The organism is Nocardioides sp. S5-5 (assembly GCF_054954065.1).
The window spans coordinates 1,098,605-1,123,514 of the sequence record NZ_CP199913.1 but is presented as its reverse complement, the minus strand read 5'-3'; the positions used below and the strand labels follow the sequence as shown (position 1 = coordinate 1,123,514).

Below are 24,910 nucleotides of genomic sequence, written 5' to 3'. Positions count from 1 at the left end.
CCCGAGATCAGGTCGTCAGGAAGTACACCTCAGATGGCCGACACTAGCCGAACTCATCCACAGGCCGCCGCACAGCGGTGGTCACCGGTGGTAGTTGGGCGCCTCGACGGTCATCTCGATGTCGTGCGGGTGGCTCTCCTTGAGCGAGGCCGAGGTGATCCGGATGAACCGGCCCTTCTCCTGCAGCTCGGGGATGGTCTGCGCGCCGACGTAGAACATCGACTGGGACAGGCCGCCGAGCAGCTGGTGGGCGACGCCGGCGAGCGGGCCCTTGTAGGCGACCCGGCCCTCGATGCCCTCCGGGACGATCTTGTCGTCGCTGGTGACCTCGGCCTGGAAGTAGCGGTCCTTGGAGTAGGACTTCTTGCCGCGCGAGGACATCGCGGCGAGCGAGCCCATGCCGCGGTAGGCCTTGTACTGCTTGCCCTGGTGGAAGACGACCTCGCCGGGCGACTCCTCGCAGCCGGCGAGCATGGAGCCGATCATCACCGACTCGGCGCCGGCGACGATGGCCTTGGCGATGTCGCCGGACTGCTGCAGGCCGCCGTCGGCGATGACCGGGACGCCGGCCGGCCCGGCCGCGAGGGAGGCCTCGTAGACCGCGGTGACCTGGGGGACGCCGCAGCCGGTGACCACGCGCGTCGTGCAGATCGAGCCGGGCCCGAAGCCCACCTTCACCGCGTCCGCGCCGGCGTCGACGAACGCCTGGGCGCCCTCGCGGGTGGCGACGTTGCCGCCGATGACCTGGACGTGCTTGGTGGCCGGGTCGGACTTGAGCCGGCGGACCATGTCGAGCAGCAGGGTGACGTGGCCGTGCGCGGTGTCGGCGACGAGGACGTCGACACCCGCCTCGATCAGGCCGGTGGCCCGCTCCCAGGCGTCGCCGAAGTAGCCGATCGCGGCGCCGACCATCAACCGACCGTCGCCGTCCTTGGAGGCGAGCGGGAACTGCTCGGACTTCACGAAGTCCTTGACCGTGATCAGGCCGCCGAGCCGCCCCTGGTCGTCGACCAGCGGGAGCCGCTCGCGCTTGTGCTTGCGCAGCAGCGCGGTCGCCTCGTCGCGGCTGATGCCGACGGCGCCGGTGAACAGCGGCATCGGCGTCATCACCTCGTCGACCTTGGTGGTCGCCCACTCCGCGACGGGGGTGAAGCGCAGGTCGCGGTTGGTGCAGATGCCGAGCAGGCGGTTGTCGGCGTCGACGACGGGGAGTCCGGAGACGCGGTACTCGCCGCAGATCCGGTCGAGCTCCTCGAGCGTCGCGTCGGGGCCGATGGTGACCGGGTTGGAGATGATGCCGGTCTGGGTCCGCTTCACGAGGTCGACCTGGTAGGCCTGCTCCTCGGCGGACAGGTTGCGGTGCAGGATCCCGATGCCGCCCTGGCGCGCCATGGCGATGGCCATCCGCGACTCGGTCACCGTGTCCATCGCGGCACTGACCAGCGGCGACTTGAGGGAGATCTCGCGGGTCAGCCGCGAGGTGGTGTCGATCTCGTCCGGCGCCAGGTCGGAATGACCGGGCAGCAGCAGGACGTCGTCGTAGGTGAGACCGAGCGCGGCGAACTTGTCGGGGACCTCCACCCGACCAGTCTAGGCCGTGATCGGGCTCACCCCTTGACGGGTCCGAGAGGCTGGGGGCGTGGCCTCCGACTTGTCCCCGCACGTCCTCGTCCTGTTCGGCGCGACCGGCGACCTGGCCGCCCGAAAGCTCTTCCCCGGCCTCTACCGGCTGGCCGCCGCCGGCCGGCTGCCCGACCACGTCGAGGTGATCGGCAGCGGGCGCCACTCCCCCGGCAGCGACGACGACTTCCGGCGTCACGTGCGAGACGCGCTGGCCGAGTTCGTCGGCGACGTCGACGAGTCCGTGGCCGGGCCGCTGCTCGAGCGGACCCGCTTCGTCGCGTCCTCCGCCGACGACGGCAGCGCGCTGGCCCGGGCGGTCGAGGAGGCCGAGGACCGGATCCTGGCGACCTGCGGCTGCCTGCTGGGCGACGTGCGCCGGCTGCTCTATCTGTCGGTCCCGCCCGGCGCGGTCAAGGGCATGGTCGGGATGCTCGATCGCGAGGACCTGGTCGCCCGTTCGCGGCTGGTCACCGAGAAGCCGTTCGGCACCGACCTCGCGACCGCCCGCGACCTGCAGGCCGTGCTGTCCTCGGCGTTCGACGGCGACCAGGTGTTCCGGATCGACCACTTCCTCGGCAAGGAGGCCGTGCAGAACATCCTCGCGCTGCGCTTCGCGAACGGCCTGTTCGAGCCCGCGTGGAACCGCCACTCGATCGAGTCGGTGCAGATCGACGTGCCGGAGAGGCTCACGGTCGAGGGCCGCGGCAGCTTCTACGAGGGCACCGGCTGCCTGCGCGACATGGTCACCACCCACCTGGCCCAGCTGCTCGGCTTCGTCGCGCTCGAGGACCCCCACGCGTTCCGCGCGTCCGCGATCCGCGCCGCGAAGGCCGCGACCTTCTCCGCGGTCCGGCCGATCGACCCCGAGCGGGTCGTGTTCGGGCAGTACGACGGCTACCGCGACGAGCCCGACGTCGCCGCCGACTCCCCGGTGGAGACCTTCGTCGCCGCCGAGGTCTGGATCGACAACGACCGCTGGCGCGACGTCCCGTTCTACCTGCGCACCGGCAAGGCCCTGGCCGAGGGCAGCCGCACCATCACCGTCCGCTTCCGCGACCCGCGGCACCGCTGGCTCAAGCCCGAGGACGGCGGGATCCCGGCACCCAACGAGCTGGTCATCGACCTGGCCGACCAGCCCCGGATCGCGATCGACGTGCGCGCGAAGCGGCCCGGCCCCGACATGGCCCTCGTGGAGGGCGTGTTCCGGCTCGACCTCGTCGGCGACGTCCCCGGCGCCGACCCGCTGGAGGCCTACGAGCGACTGCTCCTCGACGTGATGCGCGGCGACCGGACGCTGTTCATCAGCTCCGAGGAGGTCGATCGGCTCTGGGAGATCTTCCAGCCCGTGCTCGACCGCCGCCCGCCGGTCGAGCCGTACGCCCCCGGCACCTGGGGACCCGCGCCGGCGCTCCAGCTGCCGCTGGGCGGGTGGCGCCTGGGCAACCACCCGGCCGCACCGAACGGTCAGTGATCGGGGCGCGACCACTCCTCCGACTGGGTGAGCCGGAACAGATAGGCCAGCGGCGGTACGACGACCACCACCGCCAGCCCGACGGCGACGAGCAGCCCCTGCAGGGTCGCGGTCGCCCCCGCCGCGTCGGCGATGGTCACCTCGTCCACGAGCAGCCACGGGTACTGGCCCACGCCCCACCCCGAGACCACGGCGGCGACGGCGAGGACGGCCGTGATCCGCGCGACGGCGTACCGCCGGGTCCAGAGCAGCACCATCGTGGCGAGACCGGCCAGGCCGGCGAGCACGACGAGCGGCGCGGCGCGGCCCTCGAGCCCGGCGGCCAGCGTCGGGGCGTCGTGGTCGAGCGGGACCAGCGCGGCGAACACGATCGCGCCGGTGGCCGCGCCGACGCCGAGGGCGCGCACGCGCAGCTCGTCGGCGAGCCGGTCCTGCCCGCTGCGACGGGCGTCGGCGACCAGGAAGGCGCCGGCGAGGAAGGCGCAGGTGCCGACCGCGATCACGCCCCCGAACAGCGAGGTCGGGTTCACCCACGACGACCAGCGGTCGCCGGTGCCGTCGAGCGGGACCCGCCCGGAGGCGATCGCGCCCGCGACGGTGCCGAGGAAGAACGGCGTGATGATCGACGAGGTGGCGAACACGATGCCGAACAGCCGGGCCTGGGCGAGCGTGGCGGCGTACTTGCGGAACGCGAAGCTCGCGCCGCGCAGCACGATCCCGAGCAGGGCGAGGAGCAGCGGGAGGACCAGCGTCGACATCGCGGCCGCGAAGGACTCGGGGAAGCCGGTCCACCAGATCACCAGCACGTAGATCAGCCAGACGTGGTTGGCCTCCCAGACCGGCCCGATGCTGTGGTCCACGAGGGTGCGCAGCTCGGCGCCACGCCTGCTGCTGCCGGCGGTGAGGTCGAAGAAGCCGGAGCCGAAGTCGGCGCCGCCGAGCACGGCGTACGCGATGACGCCGACGAAGAGCGCCGCGGCGACGGCGAGCTCGAGGGTCACGACGAGACCTCCGGCGCGTAGGGGCTCGGCAGGTCGGCGTCACCGGCCCGCCAGCGGCGGGCCATCGAGCGCAGGACGACGACCGCGCCGACCGTCATCGCGGTGTAGACGACGGTGCTGATGCCGAGCAGCCACCACAGGCCGGCGGTGTAGTCGCCGACAGCGTCGGTGGTGCGCATGACGTCGTACACGATCCAGGGCTGGCGGCCGACCTCGGTGGCGATCCAGCCGGCCTCGAGGGCGACCACCGCCAGCGGGCCGGCGGCCGCGGCGAAGCGCAGGAACCACCTCCTCTCGAGCAGGTCGCGCCCGCGTCGGCGCTGGAACCAGAAGAGCACGACCGTGGCGGCGAGCAGGGTGCCGATGCCGACCATGGTCTGGAAGGCCAGGTGCGTCAGGTTGACCGGCGGCCGGTCCTTCTCCGGGATGGTGTCGAGCCCGGGGACCGGCCTGTCGGGCGAGTTCATCGCGATCAGCGAGCCCAGCCGCGGGATGTCGATCGACCACTTCACCTCGCCGTCGACCAGGACGCCCCCGAGCCGCAGGGGCGAGGGGCTCTCGGTGGTCTCGGCGAGCTCGAAGGCCGCCAGCTTGGCCGGCTGGCGCTCGTCGAGGCCGAAGCCGAGGACGTGCCCGACGAAGGGCTGGGTGACCGCGGCGATCGACGCGAAGACGAAGGGGACCAGGAAGCCGAGCCGGTGGTGGGCGTCGCGACGGCCGCGGAGCATGCCGACCGCGTACACGCCGGCGATGGTGAAGCCGACGAGCATGTAGGCGCCGACCCACATGTGCGCGAACTGGAGGAAGGCGTGCTGGTTGAACAGCACCGCCCACGGCTGCACGTTCGTGACCTCGCCGCCGACGATGTCGAAGCCGGTCGGCACGTTCATCCAGGCGTTGACCGCCAGCACGCAGTAGGCGCCGATGATCCCGGTGACCGCCATCGGGAGCACCATCAGCACGTGCCGCGTCGGTGGCATCCGGCCCCAGCCGTAGAGGTAGATGCCGAGGAAGATCGCCTCCAGGAAGAACGCCAGGCCCTCGAAGGCGAAGGGCAGGCCGAGCACGTCGCCGTAGGTCCCCATCAGGCCGGGCCACAGCAGGCCCATCTCGAAGCTGAGGACGGTGCCGGAGACCGCGCCGATGGCGAAGAGCACGGCGGACACCTTGGCCCAGCGCCTGGCGAGACCGAGCGCGACCGGGTCGTCGCGGCGGATGCCGCGCAGGTGCATCACGAAGATCATCGCGGGGAACGCGACGCCGAAGCAGGCCAGCACGATGTGCCAGCCGAGCGAGAGCGCCATCTGCTCGCGGGCGGGCAACAGGCCGGGGGGCTCCGCCTCGGTGGCGAGGCGGGTGAGGGCGGTGACGACGTGGGGGGTCAGCACTCCTCGACCGTAGCGCTTGTGAATGCGTTCACAAAGTCGTGGCGGGTGTCAGGTCCGCCACACGCACCGGCTCAGCGACGCAGGTCGGTGAGGGCGATCCGCACGGTGAGGGACTCCCCCGCCATCCGGATCCGCCCGCGCATGCCGGCCGCCAGCACCATCGGCAGCACCGCCTTGGTGTCCGAGGGCGCGGTCAGCACGATCTCCTCCGCGCCCGCCGAGCGCGCCGCGCGGGCGACGTCGGCGAGCAGCCGGGTGCCGACGCCGCGGCGGTGCCAGGCCGGGTCGACCCACAGGTCCACCGGCCACGGCTCGTCGCCCTCCGTCGAGGTGAACTCGGCCCGGCCGGCCACCTTGCCCGCGGCGAGCGCGGACACGACGGCGCCCGTCGTGACGAAGTCGGGATCGCCCGCCGCCGGCTGCTGCGGCGCCGGCGGCACCTGCGCGTCGAGCACCTCCCCGACGAGCTCGGCCAGCGCCGCGGCCCGGGCCCGCTCGATCGAGGTGAAGGGCGTGTCACGGCGTACCTGGATCGTGGTCGAGGCGCCGATCGTCATCTCCAGCACGTCCTCGGACCCGTCGCTGGGCGCGACGTCGGCGTCGAACAGGTGCGCCGCCACCTCCGGGAACCGCGCCGGCTGCGCGATGATCGCGCGCACCGCCTGCACATAGCGGGTCGGCTGGTCCTCGAGCGCCGCCGATGTCACCGGTACGGCGCCCACCGACTCGCCACCCGCCGCACCGACCAGCTCATGGAGCTGCTCGGCGGTCCAGTCCGGGGGCACCTGCAGGACCAGCTCGTCGGTCACCGAGGTCCCCTCGGGGAAGACCTGGACGGTCTGGATGTTGACCCCGGCCCGGCCGCAGGCTGCCGCCAGCTCCGCCAGGGCTCCGGGGCGGTCGGGCAGTCCGGCTCGCACACGCCACAGCATGCCCACACTATGCCGGACGAAGGTCACGCGGCGCGATCATCGATGTTTCGCACCGGTCTCCCCATCAGCGAGCCGGCCCAAAGTGATGCGTCACTTTGCGCCGGGTCGGCGAAACAGACCGGCCCGGCGCCCTCCGAGGAGGACGCCGGGCCGGACAGGGGTGAGCGGGGCTCAGTGGCCGTGGCCGTGCCCGTGGCCGTGACCGGCCGCCTCGGGCTCCTCCTCGACCGGCTTCTCCACGACCAGGGTCTCGGTCGTGAGCAGCATGCCGGCGACGGAGACCGCGTTGGCGAGGGCCGAGCGGGTCACCTTGACCGGGTCGATGACGCCCTGGGCGACCAGGTCGCCGTACTCGCCGGTCGCGGCGTTGTAGCCGTTGCCGACACCGAGCTCGCGCACCTTGTTGGTGATGACGTAGCCGTTCTCGCCACCGTTCTCGGCGATCCAGCGCAGCGGCTCGTCGGCAGCCTTGCGGACGATGCGGACACCGAACGCCTCGTCACCGGTGAGGCCGAGGTCGTCGTCGAGGACCGACACGGCGTGGACCAGCGCGGAGCCACCTCCGGGGACGATGCCCTCCTCGATCGCGGCGCGCGTCGCGGAGACGGCGTCCTCGATCCGGTGCTTCTTCTCCTTGAGCTCGACCTCGGTGTGCGCGCCGACCTTGATCACCACGACGCCGCCGGAGAGCTTGGCCAGCCGCTCCTGGAGCTTCTCGGTGTCCCAGTCGGAGTCGGAGGCCTCGATCTCCTTCTTGATCTGCTCGACGCGGCCCGACACCTCGGTCTCGGAGCCGGCGCCGTCGACGATCGTGGTGTTGTCCTTGGTGATCACGATCCGGCGGGCCTGGCCGAGGACGTCGAGACCGACCTGGTCGAGCTTGAGGCCGACCTCGGGCGCGATGACCTGAGCGCCGGTGAGCACCGCGATGTCCTGCAGGATCGCCTTGCGGCGGTCGCCGAAGGCCGGAGCCTTCACCGCGACGGCGTTGAACGCGCCGCGGATCTTGTTGACGACCAGGGTCGAGAGCGCCTCGCCCTCGACGTCCTCGGCGAGGATGAACAGCGGCTTGCCGCTCTGCACGACCTTCTCCAGCAGCGGCAGCAGGTCGGCGATCGCGCCGATCTTGCCTTGGTGGATGAGGATGTACGGGTCGTCGAGGACGGCCTCCTGACGCTCGGCGTCGGTGACGAAGTACGCCGAGATGTAGCCCTTGTCGAACTGCATGCCCTCGGTGAACTCGAGCTCGGTCGAGGGGGTGTTGGACTCCTCGACGGTGATGACGCCGTCCTTGCCGACCTTGCCGAAGGCCTCGGCGAGCAGCTCGCCGATGTGGCTGTCGCGCGAGGAGACGGTCGCCACGGAGGCGATGTCCTGGGCGTCGTCGACGTCGCGGGCGGCAGCCTTGAGGGCGTCGCCCACCGCCGCGGCGGCGGCGTCCATGCCGCGCTTGAGGCCCATCGGGTTGACGCCCGCCGCGACGGCCCGCAGGCCCTCGTGGACCAGCGCCTGCGCGAGGACGGTGGCGGTGGTCGTGCCGTCGCCGGCGACGTCGTTGGTCTTGGTCGCGACCTCCTTGGTGAGCTGGGCACCGAGGTTCTCGAACGGGTCGTCCAGCTCGACCTCACGCGCGACGGTCACGCCGTCGTTGGTGATGGTCGGGGCGCCCCACTTCTTGTCGAGTACGACATAGCGGCCCTTGGGGCCGAGGGTCACCTTGACGGTGTTGGCGAGGGCGTCGACGCCGCGCTCGAGGGCGCGCCGGGCGTTCTCGTCGAACTCCAGGATCTTGGGCATGCTGCTAGCTCCTTAGATGGAAAGCCGAACGCCCGGGGCGTCACGCACGGATGCGGACGTCCCGGGCGATGCGAGGCTCAGGTCAGGCGATGACCGCGAGGACGTCGCGGGCCGAGAGGATGAGGTACTCGTCGCCGGCGTACTTGACCTCGGTGCCGCCGTACTTGCTGTAGATGACCTTGTCACCGACGGCGACGTCGAGCGGGACGCGGTTGCCGTTGTCGTCGATGCGGCCGGGGCCGATGGCCAGGACCTCGCCCTCCTGGGGCTTCTCCTTGGCGGTGTCGGGGATGACCAGACCCGAGGCGGTGGTCTGCTCGGCCTCGAGGGGCTTGACGACGATCCGGTCCTCGAGCGGCTTGATGTTGACCGACACGATGTCGACCTCCACTTTCTAAGACTGTCTGGGTGTGTCCTGCAGGTGACCTGCGTTGGCACACTCGCGGTGAGAGTGCCAGAAACGAAACTAGCACTCTCTGCAAGGGAGTGCCAGAGGCACCCTGGTGTACGGCGGCGAGGTCCTACCAAAGTCGGTGGCCCGGCGCACCCGAGCGCCGATAGCGTTCCTGTCATGTTCGCTGCGCTCGGTCGCTTCGTGACCCGTTTCCGTTGGTACGTCATCGCCGCCTGGGTGCTCATCGCCGTGGTCGTCGGCGCCACCGCTCCGGCCCTGGAGTCGACCCAGGACAACTCGGAGTTCCTCCCCGACCACTACGAGTCGATCCAGGCGCTGAAGCTCCAGGACGCCAAGTTCTCCGACTCCTTCTCGCCCGGCGCGATCTTGGTGATCGAGCGCAAGGACCACGAGAAGCTGACGTCCGACGACCAGGCCACGGTCGCCGACATCGCCGCGAAGCTCGGCCCCGAGCTCGGCCCGAAGACCTTCCAGCCGCTGGTCATCACCCAGGGCGAGACCGGGGCGCCGAACCTCTCCGAGGACGGCACGGTGATGTTCGCGGTGCTGCCGCTGGCCGACGGAGCCACCGGCTACGACACCCAGGCGATGGACGACGCCAAGCTGCTGCGCAAGGACGTCGAGAAGCTCGTCACCGGCACCGACCTCGAGATCCGCGCCACCGGCGCGGTGCCCCAGGGCCTCGACTCCCAGGAGTCCAGCGCCGACACCCTGCTCATCGTCGGCATCGCGACCGTCGTGCTCATCGTCGGACTGCTCGCCCTGATCTTCCGCAGCGTGCTGATCTGCCTGCTGCCGATCGTCGTGGTCGGCCTGGTCTCCTCGATCGCCACCGGCGCCATCGCCTGGGCCAACGACATCTTCGACCTCAAGGCCGACGCCTCGGTCCAGCAGATCCTGATCGTCGTCCTGTACGGCGTCGGCACCGACTACATCCTGTTCTTCCTGTTCCGCCACCGCGAGCGCCTGCGCACCGGAGCCCCCGTCAAGGACTCGGTCGTCTACAGCCTCGACCGCGCCGGTGAGGCGATCGCTTCGGCCGGTGGTGCCGTGATCGTGGCCTTCATGGCGCTGATCCTCAGCTCGCTCAGCATCTTCCGGGCGATCGGCCCGGCGCTGGCGATCGCCGTGTTCGTCACCCTGCTCGCCGCGCTCACCTTGGTGCCGGCCGTCGTCTCCCTGCTCGGCAAGGCCCTGTTCTGGCCGTCGAAGGCGTGGCAGAAGGAGCCCAAGCACGGCACCTTCATCAAGCTCGGCAACACCGTCGGACGTCGTCCCGGCCTGACCGCGCTGGTCTCGGGTGGCGCGATGACGGTGCTGGCGATCTTCGCGCTCAGCTTCAATCCGTCCTTCGACTTCAACTCCAGCCTGCCCAAGGGCGTCGAGTCCACCGAGGCGATGACGACCTTCACCGAGCACTTCTCGGCCGGCGCGGCCGAGCCGGTGCCGGTGCTGGTGGACGCCGACGGCGCCGACGTCACGCCCGACCAGCTGGCCGCCTTCGGGGCGGCACTGGGCAAGGCCAAGGGCGTCGACGCGGTCGCCGGTCCGCTGCCGTCGAAGGACGGGACGGCCTACCAGTTCTACCTGACCCTGTCCGACGACCCGGTCTCCGACGCCGCGCAGGACAATGTCGCCGGACCGATCCGCGACACGGCCCATGAGGCGGCGCCGGACGGCACCGAGGCCTACGTCGGCGGCACGCCCGGCATCTTCGCCGACATGTCCGCGGCGATGGCGCGCGACTACAAGGTGGTCTTCCCGGTCGCGGCCGTCATCATCATGCTGATCCTCGCCCTGCTGCTGCGCAGCCTGGTCGCACCGTGGTTCCTCATGGCCGCGGTCGGACTCGGCTTCGCCGCGACCCTCGGCCTGACCGTGATCGCGTTCCAGCACATCGGCGGCGAGTCCGGTCTGATCTTCATGCTGCCGATCTACATCTATCTGTTCGTCACCGCACTCGGCACCGACTACAACATCTTGATGATCGCCCGGCTCCGCGAGGAGGCCCGCGAGGGACGCGACCCGCACGACGCCGCCCGCCATGCGGTCACCCATGCCGGGCCGACGATCGCGGCCGCGGGCGTGATCCTGGCGGGAACCTTCGCCTCGCTCATGCTCGGCGGCAACACGCTGATCGTGTCGATGGGCTTCGCGCTCGCGGTCGGGATCTTGATCGTCTCGTTCGTGATGTCGATGTTCTTCACGCCGGCGCTGACCTCCCTGCTGGGCCACGCGGCCTGGTGGCCGGGTCACGGCGACGAGAAGCGCGCCAAGGACGCCGACGACGAGCCGGAGCAGGAGCTCGCCTCCACGACCTGACAGGATCGGGGGGTGGACCTCGACGACTTCCGGTGGCTGCTGACCGACGAGGGGCAGGCGCTGCTCGCCGAGGCCACCGCCCTGGTCGCCGAGGGCGCGGCCCCGCTCGCGGCCGGCTCCGCGCTGCGTCGTACGACGACGCCGCAGCGCGCGGCGACCGCACTCACCCAGGTCGAGCTGCGCACGCGTGCGGTCGCGAAGTTCGCCGATCTGGCGCCGCGGATGTACTTCACGCCCGACGCGCTGGAGCAGGCGACCCGGCTGCGGGTGGCGCGGCACCGGGCGGGCCGGGCCGCGGCGTTCGGGGCGCGGAGCCTGGTGGACCTGGGCTGCGGGATCGGCGGTGACCTGATCGCCGCGGCGTCGGCGGGGATCGTGTGCGCGGGCGTCGACGTGGACCCGGTGCGGGTGGCGGTCGCGGAGGCCAACCTGGCGGCGCTCGGCCTGCCCGGCGCGGTGCAGGTCGCCGACGCCACGACCGTCGACCACCGTGGCTTCGACCTGGCCTTCGCCGACCCGGCCCGCCGCTCAGGCGCCGGGCGCAGCTTCCGGGTCGAGGACTGGACGCCGCCGTGGACCTGGGTGGAGGGACTGCTCGCCCGCGACGCGTGCGTCAAGGTCGCGCCCGGCATCCCGCACGCCCTGGTGCCCGGCGGCGTCGAGGCCGAGTGGGTCAGCGACGAGGGCGAGGTCAAGGAGGCGGCGCTGTGGGCCGGGCGGACGGCGAGCGTCGCCCGGCGGGCGACCGTGATCGGCACGGGCGGCCTGGCCACGCTCACCGACGAGGACGACCCGGGCCCCGACGCCGTCGGCGTGCGCGCGGTCGGCGGCTACCTCTACGAGCCCGACGGCGCGGTGATCCGGGCCGGGCTGGTCACCGCCGTGGCCGCCGGGGTCGGCGGCGGCCTGGTCGACCCGAGGATCGCCTATGTCACCGCCGACCAGCCGTTCCACACGCCGTTCGCCCGCAGCTACCGGGTCCTCGAGACCCTCCCCTACCGCGAGAAGCAGCTCAAGGCCGCGCTGCGCGAGCGCGGCATCGGCCGGCTGACCATCAAGAAGCGCGGCGTCGACGTGTCGCCCGAGGCGCTGCGCAGGCGGCTGGCGCTCCACGGCGACGGCGAGGCGACGATCGTGCTGACCCGGGTCTCCGGCGAGGGTACGGCGCTGCTGGTCGAGCCGTTGTCAGCCCGCTAGGACGTCGGTGACGGGCAGGCTGGAGTCGGCGGGCAGGTCGAGCGGCGACGGCGCTCGGCCGCGCTCGACCATGGTCGAGCCGAGGGCGGCGACCATGGCGCCGTTGTCGGTGCACAGGCCGGGGCGCGGCACCCGGACCCGGATGCCGAGCTTGGCGGCCCGCTCCTCGGCGAGCGCGCGCAGCCGGGAGTTGGCGGCGACCCCGCCGCCGATCATCAGGTCCTCGATCCCCTCGCTGCCGGCGGCGTCGAGGGCCTTGCGGACCAGCACGTCGCACACGGCCTCCTGGAAGGAGGCGGCGACGTCGGCGACCGGCACCGGCTCGCCCGAGCGCTCGCGGGCCTCGACCCAGCGGGCGACGGCGGTCTTGAGGCCGGAGAAGGAGAAGTCGAAGCGGTGTCGCTCCAGGTCGCGGCGGGTGCTGAGGCCGCGGGGGAAGTCGATCGCGACCTGGTCGCCCTCGCGGGCCACCCGGTCGATGTGGGGACCGCCGGGGAAGGGCAGTCCGAGCAGCCGCGCGACCTTGTCGAAGGCCTCGCCGGCCGCGTCGTCGATGGTGGCGCCCATCGGGTCCACGCCGCCGTCGGCGCCGGTGATGTCGGTGACCTTGAGCAGGCTGGAGTGGCCGCCGGACACCAGCAGCGCGAGACACGGCTCGGGCAGCGGGCCGTGCTCGAGCTGGTCGACGGCGACGTGCGCCGCGAGGTGGTTGACGCCGTAGATCGGCGTGCCCAGCGAGAGGGCGAGCGCCTTGGCCGACGCGACGCCGACCAGCAGGGCCCCGGCGAGACCGGGGCCGTGGGTCACCGCGATCGCGTCGATGTCGGACAGCGCGACGCCCGCGGTGTCGCAGGCCCGCTGGATGGTCGGGACCATCGCCTCGAGGTGGGCCCGGCTCGCGACCTCGGGTACGACGCCCCCGAACCGGGCGTGCTCCTCGACACTGCTCGCGACGGCGTCGGCGAGCAGGGTGTGGCCGCGGACGATGCCGACACCGGTCTCGTCGCACGACGTCTCGATGCCGAGGACCAGGGGTTCGCTCATGGCTCCATTGTGACGGGCACGCTCAGCACCAGCGCGGTGGTCCCGTCGCGGTAGTAGCGCGGGCGGCGGCCGAGCTCGGCGAACCCGTGCCGCTCGTAGAACAGCCGGGCCGCCCCGTTGTCCTCGCGGACCTCGAGCAGCAGCCGCTCCGCACCCCCCTCGGCCGCGACCGCGCGCACGGCGGCGAGCAGGGCCGTCGCGACGCCGGTACGCCGCCGCGGCACCGGGACCGCGATCCGCTGCAGCTCGGCGTCGACGTCGACCACGCTGAGGACCGCGTAGCCCGCGAACCCGCCGGACTCCTCCGCGACGAGGTGGCTCACCGTCGGCAGCCCGCCCGCGACCCCCTCGGCGACCAGGTTCTCCGACCACGGGTCGAGCGGGAAGGACGCGGCCTCGAGGGCGACGATCGCCGCGACGTCGGCGGCCCGCGCCGGGCGGACGGTGGTCATCGTCCGGGTGCGACCGCGTCGGGACGCCGCAGGTAGAGCGGCTCCGAGCCGAGCACGGCGAACCGCCCGGCGACCACGCCGCGCGCCAACCAGGCCGCGTCCGGCCGCTCCGGTCCGCGCGCGTCCGGGAACGCCGCGGGATAGAGCCGGGCACCCTCGCCGACCACCGGGCCGTCGGTGGCGAGCACCGCCGGCTTGTCGACGACCGGCTCGTCGAGACGCGTCCCGCGGGCGTCGTACGACGCGAGGTAGACCTCCTTGCGTCGGGCGTCCGAGGCGACCACGAAGGAGTCGGCGACGGCACCGGTCTCGACCGCCTCGAGGGCGAGCGCGTCGAGCGAGCACACGCCGTGGACGGGGACGTCGAGCACGTGGGCCATGGTGCGCGCGGTGACCAGGCCGACCCGGAGTCCGGTGAACGGGCCCGGTCCGACGCCGACGGCGATGCCGGTCAGGTCGGCCGGCCGCACCCCGGCGGCGGCCAGCACCCGCTCGACGAGCGGCGCCAGCTGCTCGCCGTGCTTCATGCCCTGGTCGGACCTCGCCGCGGCGACGACGTCGGTCCCGTCGTGGAGCGCGACGGTGACCGTCGAGGAGGCGGTGTCGAAGGCGAGCAGCACCCCCCGAGGCTACCGGGCGGCTACCGGCCGCCCCGCACGGCTACAGCCAGGCCTTGACGTAGTCGACCTCCACGGTCGACGTGTCCGGGGAGGCGGCCGTCCGCGCGTTCCACTCCGATCCCCAGGAGTGGGTGAGGATCATGTAGAAGGGCTGGTCGAAGGGAGCCGGGGCGGCGACATTGCTCGGCGTCCACGCGTGGCTGTAGCACAACTGGCCGTCGTAGTAGAAGCGCATCACCCGCGGGGTCCACTCGACGGCGTAGGTGTGGAACGCGGTCGAGACCTCGGGAACCGCGCAGGAGTATCCCGTGCTGAGTGCGACGTTCTCGCCCGCGTAGTGAACCGACGGATAGGTGTTCTCGGGAGCGGCGCTGAACCACTCCGCGACGTCCACCTCACCCGACAGCGGCCAGGCGCCGTAGGTGTGCTGCTGGGGGTAGAGCCAGAAGCCCGCGTGGGATCCCGGCGTCCCCGCCTCCGCGGGCATCCGCAGTCGTGCCTCGAACCGGCCGTAGGCCTGCGTGAACTTGGTGGTCGTGGCGACGGTCGACACCTCCGCGTTGGTGACGAACGACCCGTAGGGGTTCGCGCACGTGAACGGGTGGTCGAGGATGCTGGAGGTCAGCTTCAGGGTTCCGGCCGACACCCGGACGGTGCGGTCGTTGTCGACATAGCAGCCCTGGCTCCCGCCGGTCATCCCGCTGTACGACGTCTGCTGGACGACCCATCGCGTCCGGTCGAGTGAGCTGCCGTCGAAGTCGTCACGGAAGGTGCAGGCGTAGTAGCCGCCCTCGGCCCGCTCGGGCCGGACCCCGCAGGAGTCGCTCGGCGCGGGCGCCTTGGGCTGCACCGGCTGGATCGCGGACTGCGCGGGCGGGACGACGCGACGGGTCTTGCTGGCCTTCCCGCCGGCCAGGACGCGGTAGGTGCGCGGCTGGTCGGGATAGGGCACCGCGATCCGGAAGGTGCCCTTGCGCGACGCGCGGGACCTGCCCACGGTCGTCCAGGACGACGGCCCGCGGGCCTGCAGCCTCACGACCTGTCGCGGCTTGGCGCGGCCCTTGAAGACGACTGCCTGCTGACGCGGCGTCGCGTGGTTCAGCACCGGTCGCTTGGACTCGCCCGCGATGGCCGGGCCGTCCACGAGACCGATGACAGTGGCCACCAGCACGGCGACCAGGAGCACTCGCAATGAACGCATGGTTCGTTCCCCCAAGACTTTTCCTCGGCTCTCACCGTAGGAATCAGGAAGGGGGCGACGAATCGGGTGTGCGGACCTACTGCGCTGCCCTCGACGGGCCATCGGATCCGGGCAGGGGTCCCGATCGCTGCGGGACGAAGGTCCCGGCTTCGGTCAGCCGATCGGCCGGAGGTCCACGTCGAGCCACCGGGTGCCGATCGCGTCAAGCTCGACGACGCGCGGGTCGGCCTCGGGAGCGGCGTCCCCGGTGGCGCGGCTGATCCGGACCTCGAGCCGGGCGTCGGCCAGGCCCTCGGCGATCCCGGTCCCCCACTCGACCACCGTGACCGCCTCGTCGAGGTCGGTGTCGAGGTCGAGGTCGTCGAGCTCGGCCTGCCCGCCGAGACGGTAGGCGTCGACATGGACCAGCTCCGGCCCGGTGCCGAGCGAGGGGTGGACCCGGGCGATCACGAACGTCGGCGAGGTGATCTGGCCGCGGACGCCGAGGCCCTCCCCGAGACCCTGGGTGAAGGTGGTCTTCCCCGCGCCGAGCTCGCCGCTGAGGACCAGCACGTCGCCGCCCCTCAGCCGGCCCGCGACCCGGCGCCCGAGCTCGCGCATGTCGTCGGCGCCGGGTACGTCGAGGAGGACCGGCGCGGGCCGCGCCATCTCGACGTACGGCGCATGGCGACCGGTCTCGACGAAGCCCAGCTCGCGCCAGAAGCCGATCGTGCGCGGCAGCTCCTCGCGCGCCAGCAGCCGGACCCGGCGGGCGCCGGCGCGCGCGGTCTCCAGCAGCGCGGCACGGACCAGGACATGGGCGATGCCGTGTCCCTGGGCGGCGGGGTCGACGCTGACCCGGCGCAGATAGACCGCGTCGTCGACCGGGTCGAGGACCAGGGCGGCGACGGGCCGTCCGTCGTCGAATGCCAACAGGCCTCCGCCCGGAGCGAGCAGCGCGGCGATGGAGTCCTCGGTCTCGGCCAGGGCATCGGTCGGCGGGTCGAGGACCGGGCGGCTGGCGAAGGCGGCCTTCACCACGGTCAGCACCTCAGCGGCGGCCTCGGGACCGACGCGTCTGGTCTCCAACGGCGTAGCTCGGGCCGGCGTCATCGCGTCGCCGCCCTCACCGAGGCGGCGGTGATCAGCTGGTCGAGCTCGGCGTTGACCAGCTCGTGGCGCTCCATGATGACCAGATGACCGGCGCCCTCGCACTCGAGCAGCCGCGAGCCGGGGATCCGCGACTGCAGCTTGCGAGAGTGCCCGATCGAGGTGATCCGGTCGGCGGTGCCGCAGACGACCGAGGTCGGCACCCGGCCGAGCACCTCGACGTCGTCGAACTTGTCCAGGCCCGCGAAGTGCGGGAAGAAGTCGGCGACCACCTCGAAGGGGGTCGCGGCGAGCATGTCGTCGACGAACTCGACGTAGCCGCGCGGCACGTCGCCGCCGAACGCGAACCGGTCGGTGGCGACGGTCGCGACGGCGCCGCCTGCCCGGCGCAGCGAGTCGACCGCGCGGTGGCCCAGATGCAGGGTGCGCATCGCGCGCCGGGTCACCGGACCGGCCAGCCGGGCGGGCAGCATCGGCAGCAGCAGCCGGCTCGGGTCGAGGCCGCCCGCGGTCGTGGAGATCAGCCCGATGCCGACGACGCGGGCACCGATCAGCTCGGGGAACTGCTCGGCGAACGCGACGATCGACATCCCGCCCATCGAGTGCCCGACCAGCACCACCGGCCCGTCGGGGACGACCTCCTCGAGCACCCGGTGCAGGTCGCGCCCGAGCTGGTCGATGTTCGAGTGGGCCCGGTCGGAGTTGCCGGAGCGCCCGTGGGAGCGCTGGTCGTAGTAGACGGTGCGGACCAGGCCGCGGTACGCCGCGCGCTGGAAGTGCCAGCAGTCGAGGTTGAGGCAGAAGCCGTGGACGAACACGACGGTGACCGGGGGCGTGTCGTCCCTGGTACGCCGCAGCAGCCGCTCGACCGGGCCACCGGTCGTGGAGACCGGCTCGACCTCGTCGACCTCGACGTGCAGCGGCAGGCCGTCGTCGGCGACCACGGTCACCGGCGTCGAGCGCAGCGACCCGAACGGGATCTCCTCGCCGGCCCGCCGGCTGATCGCCCGCTGCTGGCGCACGATCCCGACGGCCGCCGTACCGGCCGCCACGCCGAGAGCGCCGGCCAGCGACCCGACCACCCGGCCCCGGCGGCTCATGCGTCGGCTCCGTCGGAGTCCACGTATCTGCGGGACATCCGGCCCCCGATCCTGGTGACGATCTCGTAGTTGATGGTCCCGCACGCCTCGGCCCAGTCCTGGGCGGTCGGGCCGCCGGCGGCGGGCGGGCCGAAGACGACGACCTCGCTGCCGATCGGCGGCCGGTCGCCCCCGAGGTCGACGACGAACTGGTCCATGCAGATGGTGCCGCGCACGGGGCGCAGCCTGCCGTCGATGCCGACGGTGGCCTGCCGGGGGGCCCCCGGGGATGACGCGTGCCGGGGGATGCCCTCGCCGTAGCCGACGGGGACCAGGCCCACGGTCGTGGCCCGCTCCGCGACCCAGCGGTGACCGTAGGACACCGCGTCTCCGGGGGCGAGGTCCTTGACCAGGACGAGGGGCGCGTGGACGGTCATCGCGGGCACCAGCCCGATGTCGGTGGCCTGTCCGGGCGCGGGGTCCAGGCCGTAGAGCGCGATGCCGCAGCGGACCGCGTCGAAGCGGGCGCTCGGGCGCAGCAGCGCGGTCGCCGAGTTGGCGAAGTGCCGCAGCTCGGGGCGCAGGCCGCGCTCGTCGGCGAGCGCGAGAGCCTCGCGGAAGGCCTGCTCCTGCCGGTCGTTGGCGGGGTGCTCGGGCTCGTCGGCGCAGGCCGGGTGGGTCCAGATCCCGGTGATCCGCCAGCTGCCCGCCGCCTCGCCCGCGGCGGCGCGGGCGAACAGCGCCGCCCACTCGCCACGGCCGGCGCCGGCGCGGGACATGCCGGTGTCGAGCTTGAGCTGGACCCGCGCCGGCTCGGTGCGGCCGGCGAAGGCCGCGGCCAGCGCGTCGAGCTGCGCGACGCCGTGGGCGCTGACGTCGATCCCGGCGGCGGCCGCGGCGGCGTAGTCGGCCTCCGGCCCCCCGATCCAGCACAGCAGCGGTCCCTCGATCCCGCCGGCCCGGAGGGCGAGCGCCTCCTCGACGGTGGCCGTGCCGATCCATTCCGCCCCGCCCTGCTGCGCGGCGCGCGCGCACTCGACCATGCCGTGCCCGTAGCCGTCGGCCTTCACCACCGCGATCAGCGGCACCCCGGCCGTGGCGCGCAGCAGCCGCGCGTTGGCCCGGACCGCCGCCAGGTCGACGACGATCCCGGCCGGGCCGAGGGGCGGGCGTTCCATGGGGCTATGGTCCCATCAGGTCGGCGAGCAGGGCCGGGAGGGCGGCGGCGACGTCGCCCGCGACGATCGGGCCGCCGCGGGAGGCCAGCGCCTGGGATCGGGACGCCAGGGTGGCCGCGGCGCCGTGCAGCCAGGAGCCCGCCGAGGCGGCATCGTACGGGTCCAGGCCGGCGGCGAGCAGGGCGCCGATGACACCGCCGAGCACGTCGCCGGCGCCGGCCGTGGCCAGCCACGGGGTGCCGGTCGTGGTGACCCGGACCCGGCCGTCGGGTCGCGCGACGACGGTGTGGCGGCCCTTGAGCAGCACCACGGCGTCGTACCGGCGGGCGGCGAGGCGGGCGTGCTCGAGCCAGCGCGCCTCGACCTCGGCCCGGTCGACGTCGAGCAGCCGGGCCAGCTCGCCCGCGTGGGGCGTGAGGACGGCGGGGCGGCCGCGGGTGGTGCCGGCGAAGGCGAGCGCGTCGGCGTCGACGACCAGCGGGACGCCGTCGGCCACCGACCGGCGTACCGCGTCCTCGGCCCCGGCATCGCTCCCCGAGCCGACCACCCAGGCCTGCACCCGGCCGGGGCCGACCACCTCGGGGTGAGCGGCGCGGACCAGGTCGAGGGTGGCCGGGTCGCCGTCGTAGCGGACCATGCCGGCGAGCCCGCACGCCGCACCCGCCACGCTGAGCAGGCCCGCGCCGGGGTAGGCGGCGGAGCCGGCGCGCACGCCCACCACCCCGCGGGCGTACTTGTGGGCATCGGCCGAGGGACGCGGCAGCAGCGCGGCGACGTCGGCGGCCTGGAGCGCCTCGACCGGCGCCTCCGGCAGCTCGAGCCCGAGGTCGACGAGGTGGACCGCGCCGCACGCCTGCGCGGCCGGGTCGAGGAGGTGGCAGGTCTTGTGGGTGCCGAAGGTGACGGTCAGGTCGGCCGTGACGTGCGGCCCGCTGATCTCGCCGCTGTCCACGTCGACGCCCGAGGGGGTGTCGACCGCGACGACCGGGATCCCCGCCACGTGGGCCAGGGCGCCCACCGCGTCCGACCGCAGCCCGGGGCGCCCGCCGATGCCGACGATCCCGTCCACGACCACGTCGAAGGCCGCCGGTCCCGGCGTGCCGAGACGTCCGCCGGCGGCGCGCAGCGCGGCGAGCCCGCCCTCGTGGGCCGACGCGGACAGCAGCCACGCCTCGACCTGGACGCCGCGCCGGGCGAGCAGCGCGCCGGCGTACAGGGCGTCGCCGCCGTTGTCGCCGGATCCGACGAGCAGCAGCACCCGGCGACCGTACGCCGAGCCGAGCAGGTCGAGCACGGCGTACCCCAGCCCGGCGGCGGCGCGCTGCATCAGCGCCCCCTCGGGCAGCCGCGCCAGCAGCTCCGCCTCGGCGGCGCGGACCTGCTCGACGGTGTGCGCGCCGATCATCAGGACTCCAGCACGACGACGGCCGAGGCGATGCCGCCGTCGTGGGTCAGCGAGAGGTGGACCGAGGTGACCCCGAGCGCGTCGGCCTCGGCGAGCACGGTGCCGCGGATCACGAAGCGCGGCCGGCCGGAGTCCTCCGAGACCACCTCGGCGTCGTGCCAGGACATCCCCCGCGGGGCGCCGAGCGCCTTGGCGAGCGCCTCCTTGGCCGCGAACCGGGCCGCCAGGGAGCGGATGTGGAGGTCGCGCTCGGACTTGGTGAACAGCTTGGCCACCAGGGCCGGGGTACGCCGGCAGGACTCCTCGAAGCGGGCGATCTCGCACACGTCGATGCCGACGCCGACCACAGGCATCGCGTCACTCCACGGTGACGGACTTGGCGAGGTTGCGCGGCTGGTCGACGTCGTGGCCGAGCACGGTGGCCAGCTCGCAGGCGAACAGCTGGAGCGGGACGATCGCGACCAGCGGCTGCAGCAGCACCGGCACGTTCGGCAGCCGGATCAGCGCGTCGGCGTACGGCTCGATGGAGTGGTCGCCGTCCTCGGCCAGGCAGATGGTGCGCGCGCCGCGGGCGCGGACCTCCTGGATGCCGCTGAGCATCTTGCCGTGGAGGTGGTCGCGCCCTCGGGGTGGGACGACGCACAGCACCGGCAGGCCCTCCTCGACCAGCGCGATCGGACCGTGCTTGAGCTCGCCGGCGGCGAAGCCCTCGGCGTGGAGGTAGGCCAGCTCCTTGAGCTTGAGCGCGCCCTCGAGCGCGACCGGGTACCCGGCGTGGCGGCCGAGGAAGAGCACCGAGCGGGTCGTCGCGTGGTCGGCGGCGAGGCCGTAGACCTGCTCCGCGGCGCCGAGGACGGTCTCGATGTGGTCGGGCATCGCCTCGAGGTGACGCATGATCTCGTCGATCTCGTCGCCGAACCGGGTGCCCTTGACCTGCGCGATGTAGAGCGCGAGCAGGTAGCAGGCGACCAGCTGGGTGAGGAAGCCCTTGGTCGAGGCGACGCCGATCTCGGGGCCGGCGTGGGTGTAGATCACCGCGTCGGACTCGCGCGGGATCGAGGAGCCGTTGGTGTTGCAGATCGCCAGCACCTTCGCCCGCTGGCTACGGGCGTGGCGGATCGCCTGCAGCGTGTCGGCGGTCTCCCCGGACTGGCTGATCGCGACGATCAGGGTGGTCGCGTCGATGATCGGGTCGCGGTAGCGGAACTCGGAGGCGAGCTCGACCTCGACGGGGGTGCGGGTCCAGTGCTCGATGGCGTACTTCGCGACCATGCCGGCATAGAACGACGTGCCGCACGCGATGATGATGATCTTGTCGACGTCGCGCAGCTCCTCGTCGGCCAGGCGCATCTCGTCGAGCTGCAGCTGCCCGGCCGGCGTACGACGCCCGATCAGGGAGTCGGCCACGGCTCGCGGCTGCTCGAAGATCTCCTTGCGCATGAACCAGTCGTGGCCGTCCTTCTCCGCCGACGACAGGTCCCAGTCGACGTGGAAGCGGCGCGCCTCGACCGGACGGCCCCAGAAGTCGGTGACCTCGACCCGGTCGCGCGTCATCACGACGATCTGGTCCTGGCCGAGCTCGAGCGCCTCGCGGGTGTGCTCGATGAAGGCGGCGACGTCGGAGCCGAGGAAGTTCTCGCCCTCCCCCAGCCCGACGACGAGCGGGGAGTTGCGGCGGGCGGCGACGACCTTGCCGGGCTCCTGGGCGTCGATCGCGACCAGGGTGAAGGCGCCGTCGAGCGTCTGGCACACGCGCTGCATCGCGGTGGTCAGGTCCTCACCGGACTGGACCTGCAGCTCGAGCAGCTGGGCGACGATCTCGGTGTCGGTGTCGGAGAGCAGCTCGTGGTCGTCGGCCTCGAGCCGGGCCCGCAGGTCGAGGAAGTTCTCGATGATGCCGTTGTGGACCAGCGCCACCCGGCGCTCGGGCCCGGTGTGGGGGTGGGCGTTGAGGTCGTTGGGCGGGCCGTGGGTGGCCCAGCGGGTGTGCCCGATGCCGATCTCGGCGACCGGGATCGGGGACTCGGTGAGCACCTTCTCCAGGTTGGCCAGCTTGCCGGCCCGCTTCTCGACGGTGAGCGCGCCGCCGTGGACGACGGCGATGCCGGCCGAGTCGTAGCCGCGGTACTCCAGCCGGCGCAGACCGTCGATCACCGCGTCCTCGGCCGACCGTGGCCCGACGTATCCGACGATCCCGCACATGATCGGCCAGTCTAGGACCTGTCGCGTCCGGATCGGGGACGCGCCTGCCCCCGCCGCGAGCACGGCTGGAACAATCGGCGCCATGACGACGGGCACCCCGGCGGGCACCCACCACGGCGAGGACTCGTCGCGGGAGGCCTCGCCGTACGTCGAGCTGGACCGGGCGACCTGGGCCGACCTGGCCCACGAGTGGCACCAGCAGGGCAGCCCGCTGACCAGCGACGAGGTCGTCCGGCTGCGCGGCATCGGCGAGTCCCTGGACCTCGATGAGATCCGCGACGTCTATCTCCCGCTGTCCCGGCTGCTGTCGCTGCGGGTCAACGCGGCGACCCGGCTGCACCACGAGCAGGAGCAGTTCCTGCACCGCCGTACTCCCCCGCGCACGCCGTTCGTGATCGGCCTGGCCGGCTCGGTGGCGGTCGGCAAGTCGACCGCCGCGCGCGTCCTGCAGCAGATGCTCGCCCGCTGGCCCGAGCACCCCAACGTCGCACTGGTCACCACCGACGGCTTCCTCTACCCGAACGCCGAGCTCGAGGCGCGCGGCCTGCTCCAGCGCAAGGGCTTCCCGGAGTCCTACGACCGGCGGGCGCTGCTGAAGTTCGTCATCGACATCAAGTCCGGCATCGACGAGGTCGAGGCACCGGTCTACTCCCACCTGGTCTACGACGTCGTCCCCGACGAGCGGGTGGTCGTCAAGCGGCCCGACATCGTCATCGTCGAGGGCCTCAACGTGCTCCAGCCGGCCCGGGTCCGCGAGGACGGCCGCACCGGCCTGGGTCTGTCGGACTTCTTCGACTTCTCCATCTTCGTCGACGCCAACACCAACCACATCCGGGAGTGGTACGTCGACCGGTTCCTGCGCCTGCGCGAGACCGCCTTCCGCGACCCCAACTCCTACTTCGCCCGCTACGCCGCGCTGAGCCACGACTCCGCGGTCGACGAGGCGCGCCGGATCTGGGACTCGATCAACGGGCCCAACCTCGCCGAGAACGTGCTGCCCACCCGGTCCCGGGCGACGCTGGTGCTGCGCAAGGCGGCCAACCACGCGGTGCAGTACGTGCGGCTCAGGAAGATCTGAGCTCGGCGAGCGCGAACTCCCGCTCGACCAGGGTGGACGTGTCCTGGGCGACCACGCTCACCCGCGCCGTCGTGGCGTCGTTCGCCAGCGGGAATCCACCCGGGCACCGCCGATCGGGACAGAGCCCGTCGTAGTCGGTCGCCACCTCGTGCCCGGCGGCGTCCAGACTGCCCCCGGCCGTCGTCGTGTCGGTGAGCCGAGCCACGTCGGTGGCGTACTGCCCGTCGATCGCGAGCCGCACCTCGACCGTGACCGAGGCACCCGGCGGGAGGCCCGAGGCGCTGACGTCGAACCACGCGCAGTCCACGACATGCACCTGTCCGCCCACACTCTTGCGGAAGCTGCACGCCGCCTCAGTCACGACCGTCATGTCGAGCGTCGCCTCGGCGGGGGGCGTCGTGGTCGTCACCGGGTCCCGAGGCCCCGCCGCCGACGGCTCGTCGCGACCGAGCAGCCACCAGCCGCCACCTCCGAGCACGGCCGCGAGAGCCACGACCGCGACCAGCACGGGCAGCGCCCGCCGCCGTGCCGTGGGAGGCTCCGGCGGAGGCACCGGCGGCGTGGTCACCGTCGTCGTCGGCGCCACGACCGCGGGCGGCGTCCCGGCGGCGATCCAGGCCCGCAGCGCCGCGGCGGCCCCGGCCGCGCTCGGGTAGCGGTCCTCGGGCGCCTTGGCCATGCATCGCGCGACGATCGCGTCGAGGCCCGCGACCCGCTCGAGCTCGGCGGGCAGTCGCGGCACCGGGTCGTTGATGTGGGCGTTGGCCGCCTGGAAGCTGGTGCCGTCGTACGGCGGCCGGCCGGTGAGCAGGTTGTAGAGCAGGCAGCCGAGGGCGTAGACGTCGGTGGCCGCGGTCGCGGCCCGCCCCAGGTGCCGCTCGGGTGCCATGAACGGCGGGCTCCCGGGGACGCCGCCGGTGACGGTGAGGCCGCCGTCCTCGGCGGTGGCGATGCCGAAGTCGGCGAGGACCGGGAGCAGCTGCTCCCCGCGGCGCCAGAGCAGGATGTTGCCCGGCTTCACGTCGCGGTGGATGACGCCGTGCGCGTGCGCGTCGGCGAGGCCGTCGGCCACCGCCGCGGCGACCTCCGCCGCGAGCCGCGGCGGCATCGGCCCGTGCTGCTCGAGCCAGCCGACCAGGTCGCCGTCGGCGTGGAAGTCGGTCACCAGGTAGAACTGGCCGTCGCTGCTGCCGTAGTCGAAGACCACCACGATGTGCGGCGACCGGACGCGCGCGAGGATCGCGGCCTCGCGCGCGAAGCGCCGCACGAACTCCTCGTCGACCAGGTCCTGGCGGATCACCTTCACCGCGACGGTGCGGCCGAGCACCCGGTCGCGGGCGCGGTAGACCACCCCCATGCCGCCGCTGCCGACGATCTCGAGCAGCTCGTAGCGCTCGGCGACGACCCCGAACATCA

At 72.9% G+C, this 24,910-nt stretch carries 21 protein-coding genes; 4 read left to right on the top strand and 17 right to left on the bottom strand.

Features of this window, described 5'->3' with window-relative positions:
* Nucleotides 1–81: 81 nt before the first annotated feature.
* Nucleotides 82–1,581, bottom strand: coding sequence for an IMP dehydrogenase (gene guaB, locus ACUP6Y_RS05325; protein ID WP_462554608.1), 1,500 nt, complete (start codon nt 1,579–1,581; stop codon nt 82–84).
* A gap of 58 nt (nt 1,582–1,639) precedes the next feature.
* On the opposite strand from guaB, the gene zwf reads away from it, so the two are divergent.
* Nucleotides 1,640–3,094: a glucose-6-phosphate dehydrogenase gene (zwf, locus tag ACUP6Y_RS05320; RefSeq protein ID WP_462554607.1), complete on the top strand. Its 1,455-nt coding sequence runs from the start codon at nt 1,640–1,642 to the stop codon at nt 3,092–3,094.
* On the opposite strand, the gene ACUP6Y_RS05315 is transcribed toward zwf, so the two are convergent.
* The 5 genes from ACUP6Y_RS05315 to groES all read right to left on the bottom strand — a co-directional run bounded on the left by ACUP6Y_RS05315 (nt 3,088) and on the right by groES (nt 8,588).
* Entirely contained in the window at nt 3,088–4,095 is a 1,008-nt protein-coding gene (locus ACUP6Y_RS05315) for a cytochrome d ubiquinol oxidase subunit II (RefSeq protein WP_462554606.1), read from the bottom strand. The two genes, zwf and ACUP6Y_RS05315, sit on opposite strands and share 7 nt — an antisense overlap.
* On the bottom strand, nt 4,092–5,483 hold the full coding sequence (locus tag ACUP6Y_RS05310) for a cytochrome ubiquinol oxidase subunit I (protein WP_462554605.1): 1,392 nt from the start codon (nt 5,481–5,483) through the stop codon (nt 4,092–4,094). Before ACUP6Y_RS05310 ends, ACUP6Y_RS05315 begins: the two co-directional genes overlap by 4 nt.
* A 71-nt stretch (nt 5,484–5,554) precedes the next feature.
* On the bottom strand, nt 5,555–6,415 hold the full coding sequence (locus ACUP6Y_RS05305) for a GNAT family N-acetyltransferase (RefSeq protein WP_462554604.1): 861 nt from the start codon (nt 6,413–6,415) through the stop codon (nt 5,555–5,557).
* Nucleotides 6,416–6,586: 171 nt separating this feature from the next.
* Nucleotides 6,587–8,212 (bottom strand): chaperonin GroEL, encoded by a 1,626-nt coding sequence (gene groL / locus ACUP6Y_RS05300; RefSeq protein WP_462554602.1) that lies wholly within the window; start codon nt 8,210–8,212, stop codon nt 6,587–6,589.
* A gap of 82 nt (nt 8,213–8,294) precedes the next feature.
* A complete protein-coding gene (gene groES / locus ACUP6Y_RS05295; RefSeq protein ID WP_462556632.1) occupies nt 8,295–8,588 on the bottom strand; it encodes a co-chaperone GroES in 294 nt (97 codons plus the stop codon).
* A gap of 195 nt (nt 8,589–8,783) precedes the next feature.
* Here groES and ACUP6Y_RS05290 point away from each other — a divergent pair, with 195 nt between their 5' ends.
* Together ACUP6Y_RS05290 and ACUP6Y_RS05285 are read left to right on the top strand one after the other, a co-directional pair.
* Nucleotides 8,784–10,949, top strand: a complete 2,166-nt coding sequence (locus tag ACUP6Y_RS05290) for an MMPL family transporter (RefSeq protein ID WP_462554600.1) — start codon at nt 8,784–8,786, stop codon at nt 10,947–10,949.
* A 12-nt stretch (nt 10,950–10,961) separates the two neighbouring features.
* Complete coding sequence (locus tag ACUP6Y_RS05285) at nt 10,962–12,146, top strand: class I SAM-dependent methyltransferase (RefSeq protein ID WP_462554599.1); 1,185 nt, start codon at nt 10,962–10,964, stop codon at nt 12,144–12,146.
* Here ACUP6Y_RS05285 and tsaD read toward each other — a convergent pair.
* The 10 genes from tsaD to glmS form a co-directional block, all read right to left on the bottom strand.
* Nucleotides 12,135–13,190: a tRNA (adenosine(37)-N6)-threonylcarbamoyltransferase complex transferase subunit TsaD gene (tsaD, locus tag ACUP6Y_RS05280; protein WP_462554598.1), complete on the bottom strand. Its 1,056-nt coding sequence runs from the start codon at nt 13,188–13,190 to the stop codon at nt 12,135–12,137. The two genes, ACUP6Y_RS05285 and tsaD, sit on opposite strands and share 12 nt — an antisense overlap.
* Entirely contained in the window at nt 13,187–13,642 is a 456-nt protein-coding gene (gene rimI / locus ACUP6Y_RS05275) for a ribosomal protein S18-alanine N-acetyltransferase (RefSeq protein ID WP_462554597.1), read from the bottom strand. Before rimI ends, tsaD begins: the two co-directional genes overlap by 4 nt.
* Nucleotides 13,639–14,262, bottom strand: coding sequence for a tRNA (adenosine(37)-N6)-threonylcarbamoyltransferase complex dimerization subunit type 1 TsaB (tsaB, locus tag ACUP6Y_RS05270; RefSeq protein WP_462554596.1), 624 nt, complete (start codon nt 14,260–14,262; stop codon nt 13,639–13,641). Before tsaB ends, rimI begins: the two co-directional genes overlap by 4 nt.
* A 40-nt stretch (nt 14,263–14,302) precedes the next feature.
* The gene (locus ACUP6Y_RS05265; RefSeq protein ID WP_462554595.1) at nt 14,303–15,463 is read right to left on the bottom strand and encodes a glycoside hydrolase family 16 protein; all 1,161 of its coding nucleotides are present in this window, start codon (nt 15,461–15,463) and stop codon (nt 14,303–14,305) included.
* A gap of 153 nt (nt 15,464–15,616) precedes the next feature.
* On the bottom strand, nt 15,617–16,531 hold the full coding sequence (tsaE, locus tag ACUP6Y_RS05260; protein WP_462554594.1) for a tRNA (adenosine(37)-N6)-threonylcarbamoyltransferase complex ATPase subunit type 1 TsaE: 915 nt from the start codon (nt 16,529–16,531) through the stop codon (nt 15,617–15,619).
* Nucleotides 16,532–16,551: 20 nt separating this feature from the next.
* The gene (locus ACUP6Y_RS05255) at nt 16,552–17,652 is read right to left on the bottom strand and encodes an alpha/beta fold hydrolase (RefSeq protein ID WP_462554593.1); all 1,101 of its coding nucleotides are present in this window, start codon (nt 17,650–17,652) and stop codon (nt 16,552–16,554) included.
* Nucleotides 17,649–18,809, bottom strand: coding sequence for an alanine racemase (alr, locus tag ACUP6Y_RS05250; protein WP_462554592.1), 1,161 nt, complete (start codon nt 18,807–18,809; stop codon nt 17,649–17,651). Before alr ends, ACUP6Y_RS05255 begins: the two co-directional genes overlap by 4 nt.
* Nucleotides 18,810–18,813: 4 nt before the next feature.
* Complete coding sequence (locus ACUP6Y_RS05245; RefSeq protein ID WP_462554591.1) at nt 18,814–20,214, bottom strand: NAD(P)H-hydrate dehydratase; 1,401 nt, start codon at nt 20,212–20,214, stop codon at nt 18,814–18,816.
* A complete protein-coding gene (locus tag ACUP6Y_RS05240) occupies nt 20,214–20,567 on the bottom strand; it encodes a holo-ACP synthase (RefSeq protein WP_462554590.1) in 354 nt (117 codons plus the stop codon). The genes ACUP6Y_RS05245 and ACUP6Y_RS05240 overlap by 1 nt, the downstream gene beginning before the upstream one ends.
* A 4-nt stretch (nt 20,568–20,571) precedes the next feature.
* Complete coding sequence (glmS, locus tag ACUP6Y_RS05235; RefSeq protein ID WP_462554589.1) at nt 20,572–22,416, bottom strand: glutamine--fructose-6-phosphate transaminase (isomerizing); 1,845 nt, start codon at nt 22,414–22,416, stop codon at nt 20,572–20,574.
* An 82-nt stretch (nt 22,417–22,498) separates the two neighbouring features.
* Between glmS and coaA the strand changes: the two genes are divergently transcribed.
* A complete protein-coding gene (gene coaA, locus ACUP6Y_RS05230) occupies nt 22,499–23,494 on the top strand; it encodes a type I pantothenate kinase (RefSeq protein ID WP_462554588.1) in 996 nt (331 codons plus the stop codon).
* Here coaA and ACUP6Y_RS05225 read toward each other — a convergent pair.
* The gene (locus tag ACUP6Y_RS05225; protein ID WP_462554587.1) at nt 23,481–24,908 is read right to left on the bottom strand and encodes a serine/threonine-protein kinase; all 1,428 of its coding nucleotides are present in this window, start codon (nt 24,906–24,908) and stop codon (nt 23,481–23,483) included. The genes coaA and ACUP6Y_RS05225 overlap by 14 nt on opposite strands.
* Between the last annotated feature and the right edge of the window lie 2 nt (nt 24,909–24,910).